Annotated in this window: 13 protein-coding genes; 12 read left to right on the top strand and 1 reads right to left on the bottom strand. The window is 54.7% G+C overall.

Going from position 1 to position 19,316, the window contains the following annotated elements; genetic code table 11:
- Positions 1 to 86: 86 nt before the first annotated feature.
- Positions 87 to 854, bottom strand: coding sequence for a fumarylacetoacetate hydrolase family protein (locus tag WD823_RS05500; protein WP_368428474.1), 768 nt, complete (start codon positions 852 to 854; stop codon positions 87 to 89).
- A gap of 371 nt (positions 855 to 1,225) precedes the next feature.
- Here WD823_RS05500 and WD823_RS05505 point away from each other — a divergent pair, with 371 nt between their 5' ends.
- From WD823_RS05505 to dctP, 12 genes are all read left to right on the top strand, one after another.
- Positions 1,226 to 2,221 (top strand): oxidoreductase, encoded by a 996-nt coding sequence (locus WD823_RS05505; protein ID WP_368428475.1) that lies wholly within the window; start codon positions 1,226 to 1,228, stop codon positions 2,219 to 2,221.
- 378 nt (positions 2,222 to 2,599) lie between these two features.
- Positions 2,600 to 4,240, top strand: coding sequence for an NADH-ubiquinone oxidoreductase-F iron-sulfur binding region domain-containing protein (locus WD823_RS05510; RefSeq protein WP_368428476.1), 1,641 nt, complete (start codon positions 2,600 to 2,602; stop codon positions 4,238 to 4,240).
- A complete protein-coding gene (locus tag WD823_RS05515; RefSeq protein WP_368428477.1) occupies positions 4,240 to 4,914 on the top strand; it encodes a 2Fe-2S iron-sulfur cluster-binding protein in 675 nt (224 codons plus the stop codon). The genes WD823_RS05510 and WD823_RS05515 overlap by 1 nt, the downstream gene beginning before the upstream one ends.
- Positions 4,915 to 4,917: 3 nt before the next feature.
- Positions 4,918 to 7,128 (top strand): formate dehydrogenase subunit alpha, encoded by a 2,211-nt coding sequence (fdhF, locus tag WD823_RS05520; protein ID WP_368428478.1) that lies wholly within the window; start codon positions 4,918 to 4,920, stop codon positions 7,126 to 7,128.
- Between the two features lie 247 nt (positions 7,129 to 7,375).
- Positions 7,376 to 8,068: a GntR family transcriptional regulator gene (locus WD823_RS05525; protein WP_368428479.1), complete on the top strand. Its 693-nt coding sequence runs from the start codon at positions 7,376 to 7,378 to the stop codon at positions 8,066 to 8,068.
- A gap of 72 nt (positions 8,069 to 8,140) precedes the next feature.
- Complete coding sequence (locus tag WD823_RS05530) at positions 8,141 to 9,874, top strand: thiamine pyrophosphate-binding protein (protein WP_368428480.1); 1,734 nt, start codon at positions 8,141 to 8,143, stop codon at positions 9,872 to 9,874.
- 92 nt (positions 9,875 to 9,966) lie between these two features.
- Positions 9,967 to 11,199 carry a formyl-CoA transferase gene (gene frc / locus WD823_RS05535; protein ID WP_368428481.1) on the top strand — a complete coding sequence of 411 codons (1,233 nt, stop codon included), beginning with the start codon at positions 9,967 to 9,969 and terminating at the stop codon, positions 11,197 to 11,199.
- Positions 11,200 to 11,339: 140 nt separating this feature from the next.
- On the top strand, positions 11,340 to 13,475 hold the full coding sequence (locus WD823_RS05540) for an acetate--CoA ligase family protein (RefSeq protein ID WP_368428482.1): 2,136 nt from the start codon (positions 11,340 to 11,342) through the stop codon (positions 13,473 to 13,475).
- 583 nt (positions 13,476 to 14,058) lie between these two features.
- Entirely contained in the window at positions 14,059 to 15,204 is a 1,146-nt protein-coding gene (locus WD823_RS05545; protein WP_368428483.1) for a Re/Si-specific NAD(P)(+) transhydrogenase subunit alpha, read from the top strand.
- Between the two features lie 2 nt (positions 15,205 to 15,206).
- Positions 15,207 to 15,488: a proton-translocating transhydrogenase family protein gene (locus WD823_RS05550; RefSeq protein ID WP_368428484.1), complete on the top strand. Its 282-nt coding sequence runs from the start codon at positions 15,207 to 15,209 to the stop codon at positions 15,486 to 15,488.
- Between the two features lie 10 nt (positions 15,489 to 15,498).
- Entirely contained in the window at positions 15,499 to 16,890 is a 1,392-nt protein-coding gene (locus WD823_RS05555) for an NAD(P)(+) transhydrogenase (Re/Si-specific) subunit beta (RefSeq protein WP_368428485.1), read from the top strand.
- Positions 16,891 to 17,209: 319 nt separating this feature from the next.
- On the top strand, positions 17,210 to 19,261 hold the full coding sequence (gene dctP / locus WD823_RS05560) for a TRAP transporter substrate-binding protein DctP (protein WP_368428486.1): 2,052 nt from the start codon (positions 17,210 to 17,212) through the stop codon (positions 19,259 to 19,261).
- Positions 19,262 to 19,316 lie beyond the last annotated feature (55 nt).

The following is a 19,316-nucleotide window of genomic DNA, read 5'->3' on the forward strand; positions in this document are numbered from 1 at the left end:
ACATTTACCTGCAATAAGCAGTTTTTTCTCTGAAAACGTCCGCACATCACTTTAAGCATCCGTGATGAAATCGCGCAAAACGTCGGCTATTTGAATTCGTTGCTCAGGGTACCGATTCCATCAATGACGATCTCGATTTTGCTGCCCGGTTTCATCGAGCCAACACCAACGGAGGTACCGCATGCGATGACATCGCCCGGGGAAAATGAAAAATCCTGTGAAATGATGCTTACCAGTTCTTGTGCCGAACGGATCATGTCGCTAATCGGGTAGTTTTGCCGTTCTTGTCCGTTCAAGATCGACTTGACCGTCAGCTCGGCGGGGTTCAATCCCGTGGCGATTACCGGTCCGAACACGCCAAAGGTGTCGAAATTCTTGGCGCGCGTCCATTGCTGGAATGTCGAATCCTTGTAAATCAACTCTGCGCATGTCACATCATTGACGCAGGTATAGCCGAATATATATTTATCCGCGTCGGCCACTGACACGGCTTTGCAGTGTTTGCCTATTACTATCCCCAATTCGCCTTCAAACGTGACTTTACCCGTGTACGAAGGAGACGATTTAATCAATTGACCGCTGGCCAGATAGGAATTCGGGGTCTTGATGAGGTAAAGCGGCTCTGGTGGCGCCGACAAACCCAATTTCGCGGCCAAGGCATGAAAATTGTTCCACATCGCCACCATTTTGGTTGCTTGCGTGGGAGTCAAGACCGTTATCGCATCCAGCGGGAGTATTTCCCGCGTGGCGGTTGGCATGTCAAACATGTTGCCTTCGTGAACCTTGATCATTCCGTTCTGCAATGTGCCAAAACGGGCTTTTCCCGCGTGCTCGAAGCGAATCCAATGTGGCATGTGTGATCCTTTATGCTTTACATGTGCGTGAGAAAATTAACTTGAACAGCAAAGTAATCATGATTTGACCGGTTTCCCCGGATCTGTCTGCGTGTGTGCCGATGAACACCATATCGGTTTAGCAGCAATCGTTAAATTTTTAGGCACGAAAAATATCATTTCTGCCCGGACATCACTAGATGTTTATGTTCAATTTCACGTATTTGGCATTGATCTTGGTCAATAATGTCCCGTGTTTGACACGTTACCGCCTCGGCGATATCCCGATTTTCGGATTATGCAAAATGTTTCTTAAACCGACCGGTGAAAGGATGCGCATATTCTAAAAAGGTTTTACTATCCGTGGATAATAATGAGGATGGTTCGCTGTTATGGAAAAATTTAAGGCATTCCGCGTTTACAATGAAAACGGCAAAATCCAGGGTCGTCTAGAAGTGCTGGATTTGGAGTCGCTGTCTCCGGGCGAAGTGGTGATCCGCACGGGCTATTCCAGCGTGAATTATAAAGATGCGCTTGGCGCAACCGGTGCCGGAAAAATATTGCGGCGGTTTCCGATGGTCGCGGGCGTGGATGTGGCCGGGAAAGTGGTTTCTTCGAGCGACACCCGCTACAAAACGGGGGACGCGGTATTGGTTACCGGATGCGGTTTCGGCGAAGAGCACGATGGCGGTTATGCTGAATACGCCCGCCTCCCCGCTGATTGGGTGGTGCCACTGCCTCAGGGCCTGACTTTGCGCGACGTCATGTCGCTGGGTACCGCGGGATTCACCGCTGCATTGTGTGTGCATCGCCTGGAGATCAATGGACTGAAACCGGAAAACGGCCCCGTCGTAGTAACCGGCGCCACCGGCGGAGTCGGGAGCGTTGCCATCGATATCCTTTCAAAGTTGGGATACCGGGTCACCGCCGTGACCGGCAAGGAATCGGAGCACGATTACCTCAAAGGGCTGGGCGCCCATGAAATCCTGGATCGAAAAAAAATCGATTATGGTTCTCGGCCACTGGAAAAAGCCCTTTGGGGTGGCGCGGTCGACAATGTGGGTGGTGATATGCTGGCATGGCTTACCCGCACCATCGAGCCTTGGGGGAGTATTGCCGCGGTCGGTTTGGCGGGGGGGCATGAATTGCACACCACCGTGATGCCTTTCATCCTTCGGGGTATCAGCCTGCTGGGTATCAATTCCGCCGGGTGCCCCATGCCCTTGCGCCGCAAACTCTGGGAACGTCTGGCGACTGACCTCCGCCCGCGCCATCTGGACAAAATTGTAACCAAAACCGTATCGCTTGATGAACTGCCGGGAGTATTTGATACCATATTAAAAGGCCGAATACGCGGCCGGACCCTGGTCAAGTTGCATGGTGACTAACGTGTCGCGATCAACGGACCATGGGGTAGTGACGCGATCCTCCGGGAAGCAGGAAATCAATGTAGTCAAATCTGTCGCCGGGTAATTTTTTCAGTGTCAACATAAAGCAGAGGGATTGCTTACCAGGCAAAGCGATCCCAAGGTACGTCGTCATTAATCGCCACCTTGTCATGGCTTTTCTTGCGTTTCCAATCTTTTCTAAACAATAAAATTCTGACGCTCCATACATTGTTCCTTACAGAAATCTTGCAAGTATATTGTATACCTCATACGATGAGCCCTAGTGTTTTGGAATCGAGAATTGGAAGCGCCCTGATCACCGAGGCGCATGCATTAATTGATCAATCACGGCTTTAATCCCTGATTCTGGAAGCGAACATGAAGTTGCTGGCAAAAATGATGCATTTGCAGGAGCAGCACGGCGTCGTTACCGACTCCATGTTGCGTGATTTGTCGAAATCGGAGGGTATTCCGCTCCACCGGCTGGAAGGTTTGCGCGGATTCTACCCGGTGTTTCGACGGACGCCCGGAAGTAAGACGCATGTCCAGGTGTGCCGCGACATAGTTTGCCTGATGAAGGGCGGTCCGCAATTCTGCCGAAAAGTAAAATCGGCATTGACCGGCGAACCCGGCGTGGAAATCGAGGAGGTTTCCTGCGTAGGCAGATGCGACACGGCGCCGGCCGCCACGATTAATGAAGTGCCCGTCACCGGTTCGGTGGAAAATATTGTCGCGTATGCGACCGGCAAAAAACCGCTTCCCGCCCATGCACCCACACCCACTCCGCGCCGCTGGCCGACCGATCCCTACACGAATGAAAAAGAACACTACGGGGTATTAAAGAAATTTCTCAGACCAGGCGATGACCGTCAGCGGGATGAAGTGATCAAGATCCTGAAAGCAGCAGACTTGCGTGGACTGGGCGGAGCCGCATTTCCCACCGGAATGAAATGGGAATTCACCCGCCAGGCACCCGGTACGCCGAAATACGTCATATGTAACGCGGATGAAAGCGAGCCCGGTACCTTCAAGGACCGGGTTATCCTGGAAGAGTTGCCGCATCTTCTGATTGAAGCCATGATTCTGGGTGGCTGGATGATCGGCGCCGAGGAAGGGATCGTCTATATCCGGCACGAGTATGCGAAGGAAAAACAGGCGCTGCAGGCGGCGATTGAAAAAGCCCGTGGCGCCGGCGCGCTGGGCAAGAAAATTTTTGGGTCCGAAGTCGATTTTGATTTGCAAATATTCGTTTCCCCCGGCGGTTACATCATGGGCGAAGAGACCGCCCTGCTGGAAGCGCTCGAAGACAAGCGCGGCGAGCCACGGAATAAGCCGCCTTTTCCCACTAATCACGGTCTTTGGGGCAAGCCAACGTTGATGAACAACGTCGAAACTTTTTCCGCCATCCCCATCATCCTCGAACGTGGCGCCAGCTGGTGGGCGGCGCAGGGCAAAGGGAATTACAAGGGGTTGAAATACATGTGCGTGTCCGGCGATGTCGCCAAACCGGGTGTGTATTGCGTCCCGTGGGGCACGACGGTGGATGAATTGCTGACTCTCTGCGGTGGAATTCCGGAAGCCAAGGGCTTGCACGCCTTTTCGCCGGGCGGCGCCTCGACCAACTTTTTACCGGCGTCCAAACGCCAAACCGCGCTGGATTTTAAGGCCATGCAGGAGGCGGGGAGCAGTCTCGGTACGGGCGCCATGGTGTTTATGGCCGAAGGACGCGACGTGCTCGAACTGGCCATCAGCGAAGTCAAATTTTTTCGTAACGAATCGTGCGGCAAATGCGTGCCGTGCCGCGTCGGTAGCCACAAGGCCGTGGATCTGGTGGAGGCCGCGCTGGCGGGCAAACCGGCGCCCCGACTGGTACATTTGCTCGAGGATTTGAATGCCACGCTCGCACAAACGTCAATCTGCGGCTTGGGCCAGGTTGCCATGGCGCCACTCATGAGTGTAATCAGTTATTTCCCGGATGACGTTTTACCGAAATTGGAAGGCTCCGGACGGAGGAAGTAATGGCGGATGACGACAGAAAATTAATCAACCTGACGATTGACGGCAAGCCGGTCCAGGTGCCCGAGGGAACTTCCATCTGGGACGCGGCGCGCCGGCTCGGTATCGACATTCCGGTATTGTGCCACAGCCCGCGTATGCGTCCGGTGGGAGTATGCCGTATGTGCGTGGTCGATATCGGTCAGCGCACCATGGCGGCCTCGTGTGTGCGCCCGTGCGAGGAAGGCATGAAGGTCGAGGCAAGCTCCGCCAAAGTGGACCAGCACCGCAAGATGCTGACCAGCCTGCTGTTGTCCGATTACCCTGAATACAGCGCGCGTGAAATGAGTACGAGTAACGATCAATTACTCGCGCTCGCAAAAAAATACGCGATCCAGGATATCCCCTTCGCGGACGGCGCCACGGGGATGCCGCGCGGCACCGATATGTCGTCGCCCGTGATTGCCGTCGACCATCAGGCCTGTATTTTGTGCGATAAATGTATTCGCGGTTGTGATGAGCTGCAGCACAACGACGTGATCACCCGCACCGGGAAAGGGTATACCGCGCGTATTGCGTTTGATTTGAACAATCCCATGGGCGAAAGTACCTGCGTTGCCTGCGGCGAATGCATGGCGGTGTGTCCCACCGGCGCGCTGACCAATAAATCCGTCTTCGCGGAAATGCAAGTGAGGTGAACCATGAAGGCCTTTTTTCTGAATGACATCAAAGCGCAAGACAGCGGTTCTGCCACCGCGGTCAGGCCGGCGAAGGTAAAGGAAGTCGATTCACTGTGTCCTTATTGTGGCGTGGGGTGCGCCCTCACGTTCGTGGTCGACGAGGATAAAAACCGGATTCTCTATACCCGTGGACGCGACGGGGCGCCGAATGCCGAGCGCCTGTGCGTCAAAGGCCGGTATGGATTTGATTACGCCATGCACGAGCAGCGATTAACGCAGCCGCTCATACGCAAGGCCGGCAGTTACCCCAAGGGCCCGCTTTCGTCTGCGGCTAAAGACAGCACCGGAGCGCGTAAGCCCGGCGGACGCGTGGATTACAACGAATTAATGCCACACTTTCGCGAAGCCGGTTGGGATGAGGCACTCGATCTCGCGGCCAGCCGGTTGAAGCAAATTCGCGACACCCACGGCGGCGGCGCGCTGGCCGGCTTTGGCTCGGCCAAGGGCTCGAACGAAGAAGCGTATCTTTTCCAGAAGTTGGTGCGCGTGGTGTTTGGCACAAATAACGTCGATCATTGCACGCGGCTCTGTCATGCCTCGTCCGTCGCCGCCCTCCTGGAAGGCATCGGGTCCGGAGCCGTAACCAATGTCGTGCGTGATATCGAGAATGCCGAGGTGGCGATCGTTACTGGCTGTAATCCCACCGAAAACCACCCGGTGGCGGCGACGTTTATGAAGGACGCGGCCACCAAGGGCACCAAGTTGATCGTGATCAATCCGCGCCGGCCGCAAATCGCCGATTTCGCCGAAATGTATTTGCGGCCGAAACCGGGCAGCGATGTGGCGCTGTATAACGGCATGATGCACGTGATGATCACCGAGAACTTGATCGACCGTGATTTTATTGCGAAGCGCGTGGAGGGTTTTGACGCGCTCAAAAAAGTGGTCGCTGAATATACCCCCGATCAGGTGGCCAAGCTTACCGGGCTATCCGCGGCAGATATCATTCGTGCCGGACGCCTGTTCGGTTCCGCCAAGGCCGCCATGATTTTCTGGGGCATGGGCATCAGTCAGCAAACATTCGGAACCGACAACGCCCGGTGTTTGATCGCCTTGGCGATGATCACCGGTAATGTCGGACGACCTGGCACCGGTTTACACCCATTGCGCGGCCAGAACAACGTGCAGGGCGCGTCGGATTCCGGTTTGATTCCCATGGTGTATCCGGATTATCAAAGCGTGAAGGATCCCAGGATTCAGGAGAAGTTCGAGAAATACTGGGGGGTAAAATTGTCTCCCCAGGTCGGTTTAACCGTCACCGAGATCATGCATGCGGCGCTGAAAGGATCGGTCAAGGGTATGTACATGATGGGGGAAAACCCGTTTTTGTCCGATCCCGATATCAACAAGGTTCGCAAAGCCTTATCGGCTTTGGAATTCCTCGTGGTGCAGGACATCTTCTTCACGGAAACGGCGGAGTTCGCGGATGTGATCCTGCCGGCCAGTTCGTTCATGGAAAAGACCGGTACCTACACCAACACCGATCGGCGCGTGCAGATCGGGCGCCCCGCCTTGCAACCACCCGGCGAGGCGCGCCAGGACTGGGAACTCATCTGCGAAATCAGCAATCGCATGGGTTTCCAGATGAAGTACGACTCGGTGGAGCAGGTATTCGACGAGTTTGCCGCCTGCACTAACGAATACAAAACACTGAATTACCAGAACCTCGGCGCCTTCGGCAAATGGTATCCGTGTGCCGATCCCAAGACCTCGCAGGGAGAAAAGATCGTATTCGGAGATACGTTCCCTTCAGGCAAAGCCAAGTTGGTTCCTGCACAGGTAACCGAACCGGATGAGCTGCCCAGTAATGAATACCCGTATGTGCTCAACACCGGTCGTGTCCTGGAACACTGGCATACCGGAAGCATGACCCGGCGTTCACGAGCCCTTGACACCATCGAACCCGAGGCGTTTGTTGAGGTGCATCCTCTCGATGCCAAGGTGCTTGGATTGAGCGAGGGCGACTGGGTAAAGGTCAAATCCCGGCGGGGCGAAATTACACTGAAAGTTCGGGTGCATGACCGCACCAACCAAGGCTCGGTATTCATACCCATGCACTTCCGAGAAGCGGCCGCCAATGTGCTGACCAACCCGGCCATCGACCCGATCGGGAAAATTCCAGGCTTCAAGTTTTGTGCCGTGGGACTCACCCGGCTGGGTTCAAGACCGTAGAACATGAGCTTCTCAATCGTTATGCAATTGTTGAGCAACTTACTGCAACATACTACCCAATGGCTGATTCAAGGTCGGGAATGCTTTTCAGTTAATGCAGGGTAGAGTTGTATTCAACAATAGCGGTTGGTATATTGTATTTTGTATTTTTTCAACCTGACTAACATAGCCTCAAAAAAACTGCTTTCAAACTAATAAGCAGTTAACACTTGCAAATCAAGCGGTACGCAATCAGGAGTAATAACCCGTGTCAACGCCGAAGCTAGTGGTTCAGCCCATTGAGAGCAATTTCAGCTTAAAAGACAAAATCTACGACTCCTTAAAACTGGCCATTACGTCGATGATCATTCAAGGACATGACAGAGAGCATCGCCTGGACGAGCATCAATTATCAAAGGATCTGGGAGTAAGCCGGACTCCGATTCGGGAAGCCTTGGCGCGTTTGGAGCAAGAGGGATTTGTACGAATCCAGCAACGGAGAGGCACGTTTGTCGTACGCAAGACCAAGCGGGAAATTCTGGAGATGATCATGGTATGGGCCGCACTGGAAAGCATGGCCGCACGGTTGATTACCTTGCATGCTACCGACGAGGAGATATCCGGTCTGCGCAAGATGTTTGCGGCGTTTGACAGCAACGAAGTGCGCGCCAAGATTGACGAGTATTCGGATACTAACATTCAATTCCATCAATCCATCATCAACATGAGTCACTGCGACTTGCTGAACGAGATGACGGAAAATCTGTTTACCCATATGCGTTCGATCCGCCAACGCACGATTTCGCAAGACAACCGCGTGGAAAAATCCATTATTGACCACATGCATATCATAGAAGCGCTCGAAAAGCGCGACACCGGATTGGCGGAGAAACTGGTACGCCAGCACACGCTGGATCTTGCGGCCCATGTGGAAAAAAATATGTACGACGAAATCAGTTAACTGACGGCAATCATGACGACGAACTCAATCTAAACGATTAACTATCAGTCTTTTGGTAGAAGGAGCGATAACATGGCACAAGTAGCGATAGAACCCAAAGCAGCTAAAGATGAGGGTAAGACCGAAGCTTCCGTTGAAAAAATATCCGGCGGACACCTTGTCGCCAAAGCGCTCAAGGCGGAAGGCATCGATGTGATCTTCACCCTATGTGGCGGACACATCATCGATATCTACGATGGCTGTCTGGACGAGGGGATCAAGATCATCGATGTCAGGCACGAACAAGTCGCGGCCCATGCGGCCGATGGTTATGCGCGCATGACCGGGAAACCCGGTTGCGCCGTGGTCACCGCCGGCCCGGGCACGACCGACGCGGTAACGGGAGTGGCCAACGCGCTGCGCGCCGAAAGTCCGTTCCTGTTGATCGGCGGTCAAAGCGCGCTGTCCCAGCACATGATGGGTGGGCTGCAAAATCTGCCGCATGTTGACATGATGAGGCCGATCACCAAGTTCGCATCGCAGGTGCAAACGACCGAGCGCATCCCCGACATGATCAGCATGGCGTTTCGCGAGTGCTATCACGGCGCGCCGGGACCGTCATTCCTCGAGATTCCGCGCGATGTGCTCGATACCAAGGTTGATGTGACCAAAGTCAGGTTTCCGCAGGCGGGACATTATCGGGCATCGACACGCAGTCTCGGCGACCCCGATGATATTCAGAAGCTCGCCGACATTCTGGTGAAATCGCAACGTCCGTGCGTACTGCTCGGTACCCAGGTCGCCACGTGTAAGGCGTACGATGCCGCCAAGGAGTTTGTGCGCAAGCTGAATATCCCGGCCTACATGAACGGCGCCGGTCGTGGAACGCTGCCGCCGGGAGACCCGCACCACCTCCACCGGACGCGCAGTTATGCGTTTGAAAAGGCCGACGTTATCGTGATCGTGGGTACCCCGTTCGACTTCCGCATGGGATACGGCAAACGCCTGCGTGCCGAGACCGTGGTGCAGATCGACATGGATTACCGTACCGTCGGAAAAAATCGCGACGTTTCCCTCGGAATCGTGGGCGACGTCGGGATGATACTCAAGTCAGTGACGGCAGCAGCCACCGGCCGCAGCGACAACGGTGCCAAGAAACGCCAGGCGTGGATCGACGAGTTGCATGCCGCGGAGAAGAAGGCCTATGAGAAATTGGAGCCCGAGTTCAGATCGGAGTCGACGCCGATCAATCCCTACCGGGTCGCCTGGGAACTGAACGAGTTTCTGACCGAAGACACCATCTATATCGGCGACGGCGGCGACGTGGTCACGATTACCGCGCAAGCCGTGCAGCCGCGTTCGCCGGGGCACTGGATGGATCCCGGCCCGCTCGGAACCCTCGGCGTCGGCGTGCCGTTCGCCATGGCTGCCAAATTCGCGCACCCGAAAAAGGAAGTGTTGTGTTACTTCGGGGATGGAGCGTTCTCGCTCACCGGATGGGATTTTGAAACCTGCGTGCGGTTCAACCTGCCGTTCCTGGGCGTTGTCGGCAACAACTCCGCCATGAACCAGATACGCTGCGGCCAAATCATGAAGTACGGCAAGGAGCGCGGCAATGTCGGCAATATGCTCGGCGACGTCCCCTACGGTGAATTCGCCAAGATGCTGGGCGGTCATGGGGAAGAGGTTCGCGATCCAAAGCAGATCCGTCCGGCGCTGGATCGCGCGCGCGCGGCGGTTGCCGGCGGCAAGCCGGCACTGGTCAACATCTGGGTCGATATCGACGTCTGGGCGCCGGGTACCAAGAACCAGACGATGTACAAGTAATGCGAAACTTTGCAGAAACGGAGCCGCGCTGGCTCCGTTTCTGTTTTGTCGCTTATGACAATACTTCACACTACTAGTTAACGAGGTCTACGATGGCAAAAGCATTGGACGGTGTTCGAGTGCTGGACATGAGCCATGTACAGGCAGGTCCTTCCTGTACTCAAATTTTGGGGTGGTTTGGCGCCGACGTTATCAAGGTTGAGCTGCCCGGGAAGGGCGATGCGACGCGCGGTCAATTACGCGATATCCCGAACGTGGATAGCCTTTATTTCACGATGCTGAACTGCAACAAACGCAGCATCACGGTTAATATGAAATCCGAGAAAGGTAAGAAGATTATCGAAGAACTTCTGAAGATATCGGACATTTTGGTGGAAAATTTTGCCCCCGGCGCGCTGGATCGACAAGGATTTACCTGGGAAAAAATCCGGCAGATCAATCCGCGGGTGATCTACGCCTCCATCAAAGGATTCGGGCCCGGTCCCTACGCCGACTGTAAGGCCTACGAAACCGCCGCGCAGGCCATGGGCGGCGCCATGAGCACCACCGGATGGCCGGACGGACCGCCGACCAGCACCGGCGCGCAAATCGGCGACTCAGGAACCGGCGTTCATGCCTTGGCGGGAATACTCGCGGCGCTGTTTCAGCGCACCGTCACCGGCAGGGGCCAACGGGTCGAGGTTGCCATGCAGGACGCGGTGCTGAATTTGTGCCGTGTCAAAATGCGTGACCAGCAACGCCTCAAGCACGGACCATTGACGGAATACCCGAACAAAACTTTCAGCGATGAAGTTCCGCGATCGGGAAACGCCTCCGGCGGAGGCCAGCTTGGGCATGGTTTGCGGTGCAAGCCGGGCGGCCAGAATGATTATATCTATGTCATCGCACAAGAGGCTATTTGGGAACCGTTTATGAAGCTGATCGGGCGCGAAGACATGCTCACCGATCCCAAGTTTGCCAAGATCGGTGAACGCCGCAAGCACCAGGATGAAATGTGGAAGAATATCGAGGGTTGGTCGCTTAAATACACCAAATTTGAAGTCATGCGTATGTTGAACGAGATCGACGTACCGTGCGGGCCGATACTCAGCATGAAGGACCTGATTGAAGATAAATCATTGCAGGAACGCGGAATCATGGTTGATGTTAAGCACCCACAGCGCGGCGTGTTTAAAAACGTGGGCTGCCCGATTAATCTTTCCGACTCTCCCGTCGAGGTGTGGTCGTCCCCCTTGCTGGGAGAGCACACCGATGAAATTCTCAAACAGGTACTCAAGTACGACGATAAAGCGATTTCACAGCTGCGCGCCGAAGGCGCAATTTAGACACAGACAAGATGCGTCCGGAAGCAAGCTGGAAAAGGAACAAAACGGTAATTTGGAAAATTAAACTCAGCGCATCTCTCTTGTGCCGACACGCGCCCAAGATGAAACTGGATTGAATGAATTCTTTTGCGAGGATAACCATGAGCAATAAAAAAACTGTCGTTCAAAAAGTATTGGATACGGTTCGGGCCGAGAAACGATCCTCTTTGACTGCTCCGGAAGGCAAAAAAGTCTGTAATGCCTACGGTATCCCGGTGCCAAAAGAGGGGCTGGCCACGTCGTCGAAGGAGGCGGCCAAACTGGCAAAAAAAGTGGGCTTCCCCGTTGTCCTGAAGATTGTTTCGCCCGACATCCTCCACAAGACCGAAGCCGGTGGGGTTATCGTCGGCCTCAGCAAGCCCGTCGAAGTCGAAAAGGCCTATGCCAAAATCATCAAAAGCGCCAAGGCCTACAAAAAGAATGCCGAGATTATCGGTGTTCAGGTGCAGCAAATGCTCACCAAGGGCGAAGCCCAGGAGGTCATTATCGGTGCCGTGACCGATCCCAGTTTTGACAAGGTGGTCGCTTTCGGTTTGGGCGGCGTGCTGGTGGAGGTGTTAAAAGACGTGACCTTTCGCCTCGCTCCGACGACCCAGCAAGAAGCATTGTCCATGCTGGACGGCATCGCCGCATCGCAAATTTTGCGCGGTGTGCGTGGCGCGCGGGGCGTAGACCGCAAATCCTTATCCACGCTGATAGTGAACGTTTCGCAACTCGTGACCGATTTTCCGGAAATATCCGAAATGGACCTTAATCCGGTTTTTGCCGGCCCGGATGGGGTTACGGCCGTAGACGTGCGTATTGTTGTCGACTTCACGCCGGCCATACCGCGTTATCGTCCGAGCCAGGAAGAGATCCTGAGCGCGATGAATCGTATTATGAAGCCGGATTCCGTCGCCGTGATCGGCGCTTCCTCGGAAGAAGGGAAGATAGGTAATGCAGTCATGAAGAACCTGATCAACGGCGGTTACCAAGGTGCAATTTATCCGATCAATCCCAAGGCCGACGAGATTCTTGGGAAAAAATGCTACAAGAGCGTTAAAGACATACCCGGGCAAGTGGATATCGCCGTTTTCGCCATCCCGGCCAAATTCGTCGCACAGGCCCTTGCTGAGGTTGGCGATAAGAAGATTCCGGGCGCGATTCTGATCCCCTCCGGCTTTGCCGAGATCGGGGAAGTGGAGCTGCAAAAGGAAGTCGTGGCGGTGGCGCGCAAGTACAACGTACGCCTCATGGGACCGAATATTTACGGGTTTTATTACACCCCTAAAAACTTGTGCGCCACATTCTGCACCCCCTACGATGTCAAAGGACAAGTGGCGCTGTCGTCTCAGAGCGGCGGCGTCGGCATGGCGATAATCGGGTTTAGTCGTTCGGCCAAGATGGGCGTATCCGCGATTGTGGGTTTGGGCAACAAATCCGATATCGATGAGGATGATCTGCTTACCTTCTTCGAGCAGGACCCCAATACTCAGGCGATTGCCATGCATGCGGAGGACCTGAAAGACGGGCGTTCGTTTGCCGAGATCGCGAGTCGAGTATCGAAAAAGAAGCCGGTGATAATGCTGAAAGCAGGGCGGACGTCCATGGGCGCGCGTGCCGCGAGTTCACATACCGGCGCGCTGGCAGGCAACGACAAGATTTACGATGATGTGCTGCGCCAGAGTGGCGTAATACGCGCCTACAACATGCGCGATATGCTGGAGTTCGCCCGGTGTTTGCCGATCCTGCCGACTCCGAAGGGCGAGAACGTGATCATCATCACAGGTGCCGGCGGTTCCGGTGTACTGCTATCGGATGCGTGTGTGGATAACGGGTTGCAACTGATGAAAATGCCGAAGGATCTGGATGAGGCGTTCAAGAAATTTATTCCGCCGTTTGGCGCCTCCGGCAACCCGGTCGATATTACCGGTGGCGAACCGCCCAGCACTTATAAAAATACAATCAAGCTCGGCTTGGAAGATGAGCGCATTCATGCGGTGATTCTGGGATACTGGCATACGATCGTGACCCCACCGATGGTTTTCGCCGAACTCCTGGCAGAAGTGGTTGAGGAATGCCGTCAAAAAGGAATCAATAAACCGGTCGTGGCGTCGCTCGTCGGTGACGTGCAGGTGGAGCAGGCATGCGATTATTTATTCGATCGTAAAATCGTTGCGTACCCCTACACCACGGAAATTCCGGTTACTGTGCTCGGCGCCAAATACCGCTGGGCGAGAAACGCCGGTTTGCTGTAACCGGATAGGCCGGAAGGTGTATAGCGCGATTAGGCGCGCAAGGAGAAACCAGCACCGGTGGATTCATGGCGGGCCTTGGCTTGGTAATGCGCGTGAGCAGGTGTGCCGCAATCCCGGCGCGGGCGTAGCCCCGCTGTCACCCGGTAAATCTTTACCGAGGACGCAATAAGGCCATCCCGCGTCCTCCAGCGTCCATCCCGTTTCTGCCAGGGGTGATTAATATTTAGAACCTGTCTCAAAACGATGTAGGGTGCGCCCTGCGCACCGATCTACGGTTTAAACGAAGCCATTGGTGCGTGGGACGCACCCTACGAAAACAGAAACAGGGTATTTTGAGATAGGTTCTAGTCTTGATGTGATTGGTCAAGGAATATGGAGCTTATGGTCGCGATGAAGTTAACCTCTAGTGATTCGGCCCAGTGGAAGGCCGTATCCATCGATATTATGCCAAGTATCGACGTTGCATCCTCCGGTAAAATTGACTCCTCCAGATCGAGACTGTCCCCGGCTTGGCTTTATTCATCACCGTTTCACGCTGGGCCGCAGAAAGCATGTTCAGGTGATAATTGACAGGTCAATATTGATGAAAGTCGGCGTACCTAAAGAAATCATGCCGGGTGAGACCCGTGTGGCGGCGACTCCGGAAACGACCCGTAAACTGCGGGCCAAGGGATTGGCGGTTGCCGTGGAAAACCGCGCGGGTGAAGGCGCCCACTTCACGGATGACGCGTATCGTATGGCTGGTGCCGAGATCGTGGATCATGTCAGCGCACTCTCCGCCGACGTGGTGTTCAAGGTGCACAAACCGACATTTGATGAAATTCGACACATGAAAAGCGGTTCGGTGTCGGTCTCGATGCTCGACATGTGTCATGACGATGGCACTTTCGATGCGCTGGCCGACCAGGGCGTAAACAGCTTCGCGCTCGAAATGATACCACGCATTGCGCGCGCCCAGGCCATGGATACGCTTTCTTCGCAGGCCGGGATTGCCGGATATCGCGCGGTCCTGGAAGCGGCGCGGCTCTATGGGCGTTTTTTACCGATGATGATGACTTCGGCCGGATCGGCCAAACCGGCACGTGTGATAGTAATCGGTGCCGGAGTGGCCGGCCTTCAGGCGATCGCCACTGCGCGGAGACTCGGTGCGCAAATTTGGGCCTATGACGTGCGTCCTGAAGTAAAAGAGCAAGTACAGTCGCTTGGCGCGAAATTTATTGAGTTCGAATTGGGAGAGTCCGGAACGGGCCAAGGTGGTTATGCCAAGCAGCTTTCTCCCGAAGCGCGCAAGAAAGAGGAGCAGATGCTGACCGATGAACTCAAGAAGGCCGACGTCATTATTTCCACCGCATTGATACCGTGCATGCCGGCCCCCGTGCTGATTACCGAGGAGGCTGTTCGCGGCATGCATGAAGGCGCTGTCATTGTCGACATGGCCGCGGCGACAGGTGGAAATTGCCCGCTTACCGTTCCCGATCAGGTCGTGATCAAGCATGGAGTGATTATCTGCGGGATCACGAATTTTCCTGCCCTGATGCCGAGCGACGCCAGCAATTTTTTCGCACGCAATCTTTATAATTTTCTTATGCTGATGATCGAGGACAAAGACGGTGAATTGCGATTCAGGGATTTTTTCGCCGATGAAATCACCAACATGACCCTTATCACCCATCAGGCTAAAGTGCGTTTCGAAACAACGAAAATGGCTAAAAAGAAAGGAGCCGGCTAACCATGTCAGAAACCATGGCCGCATTGTATGCCTTCGTGCTCGCGTGTTTTGTAGGATACTGGGTTATCTGGGGCGTCACGCCGTCACTGCACACGCCGCTTATCTCGCTGACCAATGCCATCTCCGGCATTATTGTCGTCGGCGCGATTCTGGTGGCGGGCGCCGGCACAGGAGGTATCGCCGATTTTCTCGGTTTCCTGGCCGTGCTATTTGCCTCGATCAATATCTTTGGCGGCTTCGTGGTGACACAACGCATGCTATCCATGTTTAAAAAGAAAAAATAAATACTTTCCCATGCAACTCGGTACCGATTTATTGGCACTGGCCTATCTTGTATCCGCGACCCTGTTCATTCTGGGCTTAAAGGGACTGACCCACCCGGCTTCGGCGCGCCGCGGTAACTATTATGCCATGGCGGGAATGATTCTGGCCGTGGTGGCGACATTGCTCAACCCGGCGATGAAGTCGTATTCCTTCATAATCGCCGGTGTAGTGATCGGGGCGGTGATCGGCACGGTCATCGCACTCAAGATAAAGATGACCGCCATGCCACAACTGGTGGCCTTGCTGCATAGCTTTGTTGGGCTCACAGCGGTGCTGGTGGCGGTCGGCACATATTATGACCGCGCGGTCCTCGGTTCTCCGGACCCGGTGCTGATGACTGAATTGTTTATCGGTGCATTCATCGGTGCCATAACATTTACCGGGTCGCTTGTCGCATTCGGAAAATTGCAGGCGCTGATATCCGGCAAACCACTGGTTTTCAGGGGACAACATCTGGTTAATCTTGTTGTTTCCCTGGTGGCGGTGGCGTGCGGAATCGAATTTGTGATGCACGACAATCTGCTCGCACTTTTCATAATGCTCGCGCTGGCGTTGTTACTCGGTGTCCTGCTGATTGTTCCCATCGGTGGGGCTGACATGCCGGTGGTGGTGTCCATGCTTAATTCCTATTCCGGCTGGGCCGCGACCGCCACCGGCTTTACGCTGGAAAACAATCTGCTGATTATAACCGGCGCGCTGGTCGGATTTTCCGGAGCTATTTTGTCTTACATCATGTCGCGCGCCATGAACCGCTCGATTGTCTCGATCATTTTGGGGGGTTTCGGAAGCGGCGGGGGAAGTGATCAAGCGGTCGCCGTTGCGGCCGACAGAAGAGTCAAAACCGCCTCCGTGGAAGACGCGGTATTTCTCATGGCCAATGCCAGCAAGGTGATTATCGCGCCGGGCTACGGAATGGCCGTGGCGCAAGCGCAGCACGCGTTGAAGGAACTCATGGATCTGCTGGAAAGCAAGGGAGTCAACATCCGGTTCGCCATTCATCCAGTGGCCGGGCGAATGCCGGGACATATGAATGTCTTGCTGGCCGAGGCCGACGTACCGTATGACCGCGTGTTTGAAATGGATGAAATCAATCCGGAATTTTCCACGGCGGATGTGGTAATCGTTGTCGGGGCGAACGATGTAACCAATCCCGCCGCAAAGAGCGAAAAAACAAGCCCGATCTACGGAATGCCAATCTTGGATGTGTATAAGGCCAGGCAGGTGTTCTTCATCAAGCGCAGCATGAGCCCGGGTTATTCCGGTGTGGACAACCTGCTGTTCTACCAGGATAACTGCGCGCTCATCTTCGGCGATGCCAAGAAGGTCTGCGAGAATATGGCCGCGGAGTTAAGGTCTGTTTAGCCGAAATCCGCTCATTTCCCCCTTATGTTGGAGCGCGCTCTCTTAAGCCGCGCTCTGAAAAACATATAAAATCAATGTAATAAGCAGTTTTTGCTTATCTGCGTCTTGCGGCCTGCGGTTCCATTTCACATCAATATCCAGTGTCTATACTTTCCCTAGGGCACATGTCCAGCGTTGACCGTCAGTGTCGCGAAGCAATTTCGTCACTCATACAAATTTTTCTCGTGAGCAGACATGGCCAAGATAATGAACTTACACGATTTTTCGGCATATAAGTTGCATATTAATCTTGTCGATATCAGGCAGGGGAGCACACCGAGTGAAAATTGAAAATGTCATGGAAAACATGGATCAAGCCTCGTTCCTGAGTTCGAGGAAGTGGTTTTGGGGAATCGGAATCGCCGGAACATTCCTGGTACTGGCGATTATCTGGGCGTTGTGGGGCGGGTGGATAACTTTGCTCGCGGCTGCGGTTCTGGGTGCAGGGGGTTTGTGTTACTGGGGGTTGCGCTTTATGGCCGGGATGACCCGCCAGAGCGATGGACGGACGCAAGTCATTGGACGCATGGTTCCCGAACTGGTGACCACTTCTCAAACGCTGGCGGAATTAGCCGATCGAATAGCCGCCGGCTCGCAAGGACAGGCGTTAGGCACATCACAAGTCGCCGCGTCGATGGAAGAACTGTCGGCCTCGATTGAGGAAGTAGCGACCCATACGCAACAGGTCTCAAACGAAGCAGAGCAAGCGTTCGAGACGGCGCACACGGGATCGGAGCGCGCGCGGGAAGCCGTCGCCGCGATCCAGCGCATGGCAAAGGCAGTTGATAAGGCAGCCGGGGCGGTCGAGAGCCTGGATAAGGTGCAATTGCAGATCGGTCAGGTTGTAGGTGTGATCGAAGAAGTCGCCAACGAGACAAATCTGCTGGCGCTGAATGCAACGATCGAAGCCGCGCGCGTGGGAAAATACGGCGCCGGTTTCGCGGTGGTGGCGGGTGAGGTGCGCAACCTGGCACAACGGACGGCCGCCGCCACGACGGAAATCAGCAAGATGATCGAACAATTGATGCAGCAAATCAACGACGCCGGCGGAGTGTTGAGAACAATCAGCGGTGATGTGGAAAGCGGTGTGCAGTTGGTGGAATATGCCGGTGAAAGTTTTACCCAAATTGAACAGCGAGTCAGTGAAGTTCGTGGGCGAATCGGGCAAATCGCCGAAGCGGCTGATCAGCAGGCGCATGCCACCATGGATGTGACCCAAGCCATGGAGCAAGTTGCGGCCGCGTCAACCACCTCTTCCTCTGAAGCGATGCGCGTGTCACAGGCCAGCCAGAGCATTTGGGTATTGGCCGATGAAATAAAATCCGGCTTTGCGGCGACACACCAACATCGTGTGCGTCGGCGTGGACGCGGGACGATTTTGCCTTTGGTCACAATGCTTGAAACCACGCATCCGATTGCCCAGACGCTCATACGGATAGCCGGAGAAATCGAGCAAGCCTCAAAAGGTCGTCTAAAGGGAGAAATAGTCGCCGGCAAACAAACCGGTCTTGGCGATCGGGACATCCTGCGGGGATTGCGCAGCGGCGAGTTCGCCCTGGGTATCGCCACCTCGGCCGTGCTCGCAAACTATGCGCCCGCGCTCAACGCGTTGGATCTGCCTTATGCCTTCCGTAATGCGGATGAAGCCTTCCGGGTTCTGGATGGACCTCTGGGCACCAGTCTGCTCGATCCGTTGCGTCAGCTGGGCATGATTCCTTATGGTTATTTGCACTATGGAGCGCGACACTTTACCAATAACAAGCAGCCGATACATCGTCCCGAAGATTTGCGTGGACTGGTAATACGGGTGATGGAATCCAGCCTTTTCAAGGCGCTGTGCCATGCGCTGGGCGCCAAGCCGAAGGCAGTGCCTTATAACGAACTGGTCGAAGCCGTACGCACGGGAGCCGTCGAGGTACAAGAAAATCCCTTGCCGACTATTTATCAGTTGGGCATTCACCGGTATCACCGCTACTTGACACTTGACGGACATACCCAGGGTGCCATGGCGATACTCGGATCAGAGCAGGTTATCAATAACCTGTCTCCGGAAATGCGTGAAATTCTTGACAATACGATTCGTCAGTCCATTCCCTGGCAGCGAGAACTGGCGCAAAAGGCCGAAGCCGAGGCTTTGGCTGCTATGCAGGCCCATGGAGTAAAGGTTGTACAGTTGACTCAGGATGAGCGAGACGCATTTGTTGAGAAAATGCATCCGGTCTGGGAGCAATTCTGCGGGGTGATCGGCGATAGCGTCATGACACAAATCCAACGCCAGGCGGGGCATCGGATTAAGGGCGCGCACGCGCCTCGCCGGGTTTCACATCGTTGAAATTTGTTCGAATCGTTTGTTAACGACAATAAAGATTCCAGAGTCTCACCTGTCA

This window comes from Sulfuricaulis sp. (genome assembly GCF_040901545.1).
Classification (GTDB): Bacteria; Pseudomonadota; Gammaproteobacteria; order Acidiferrobacterales; family Sulfurifustaceae; genus Sulfuricaulis.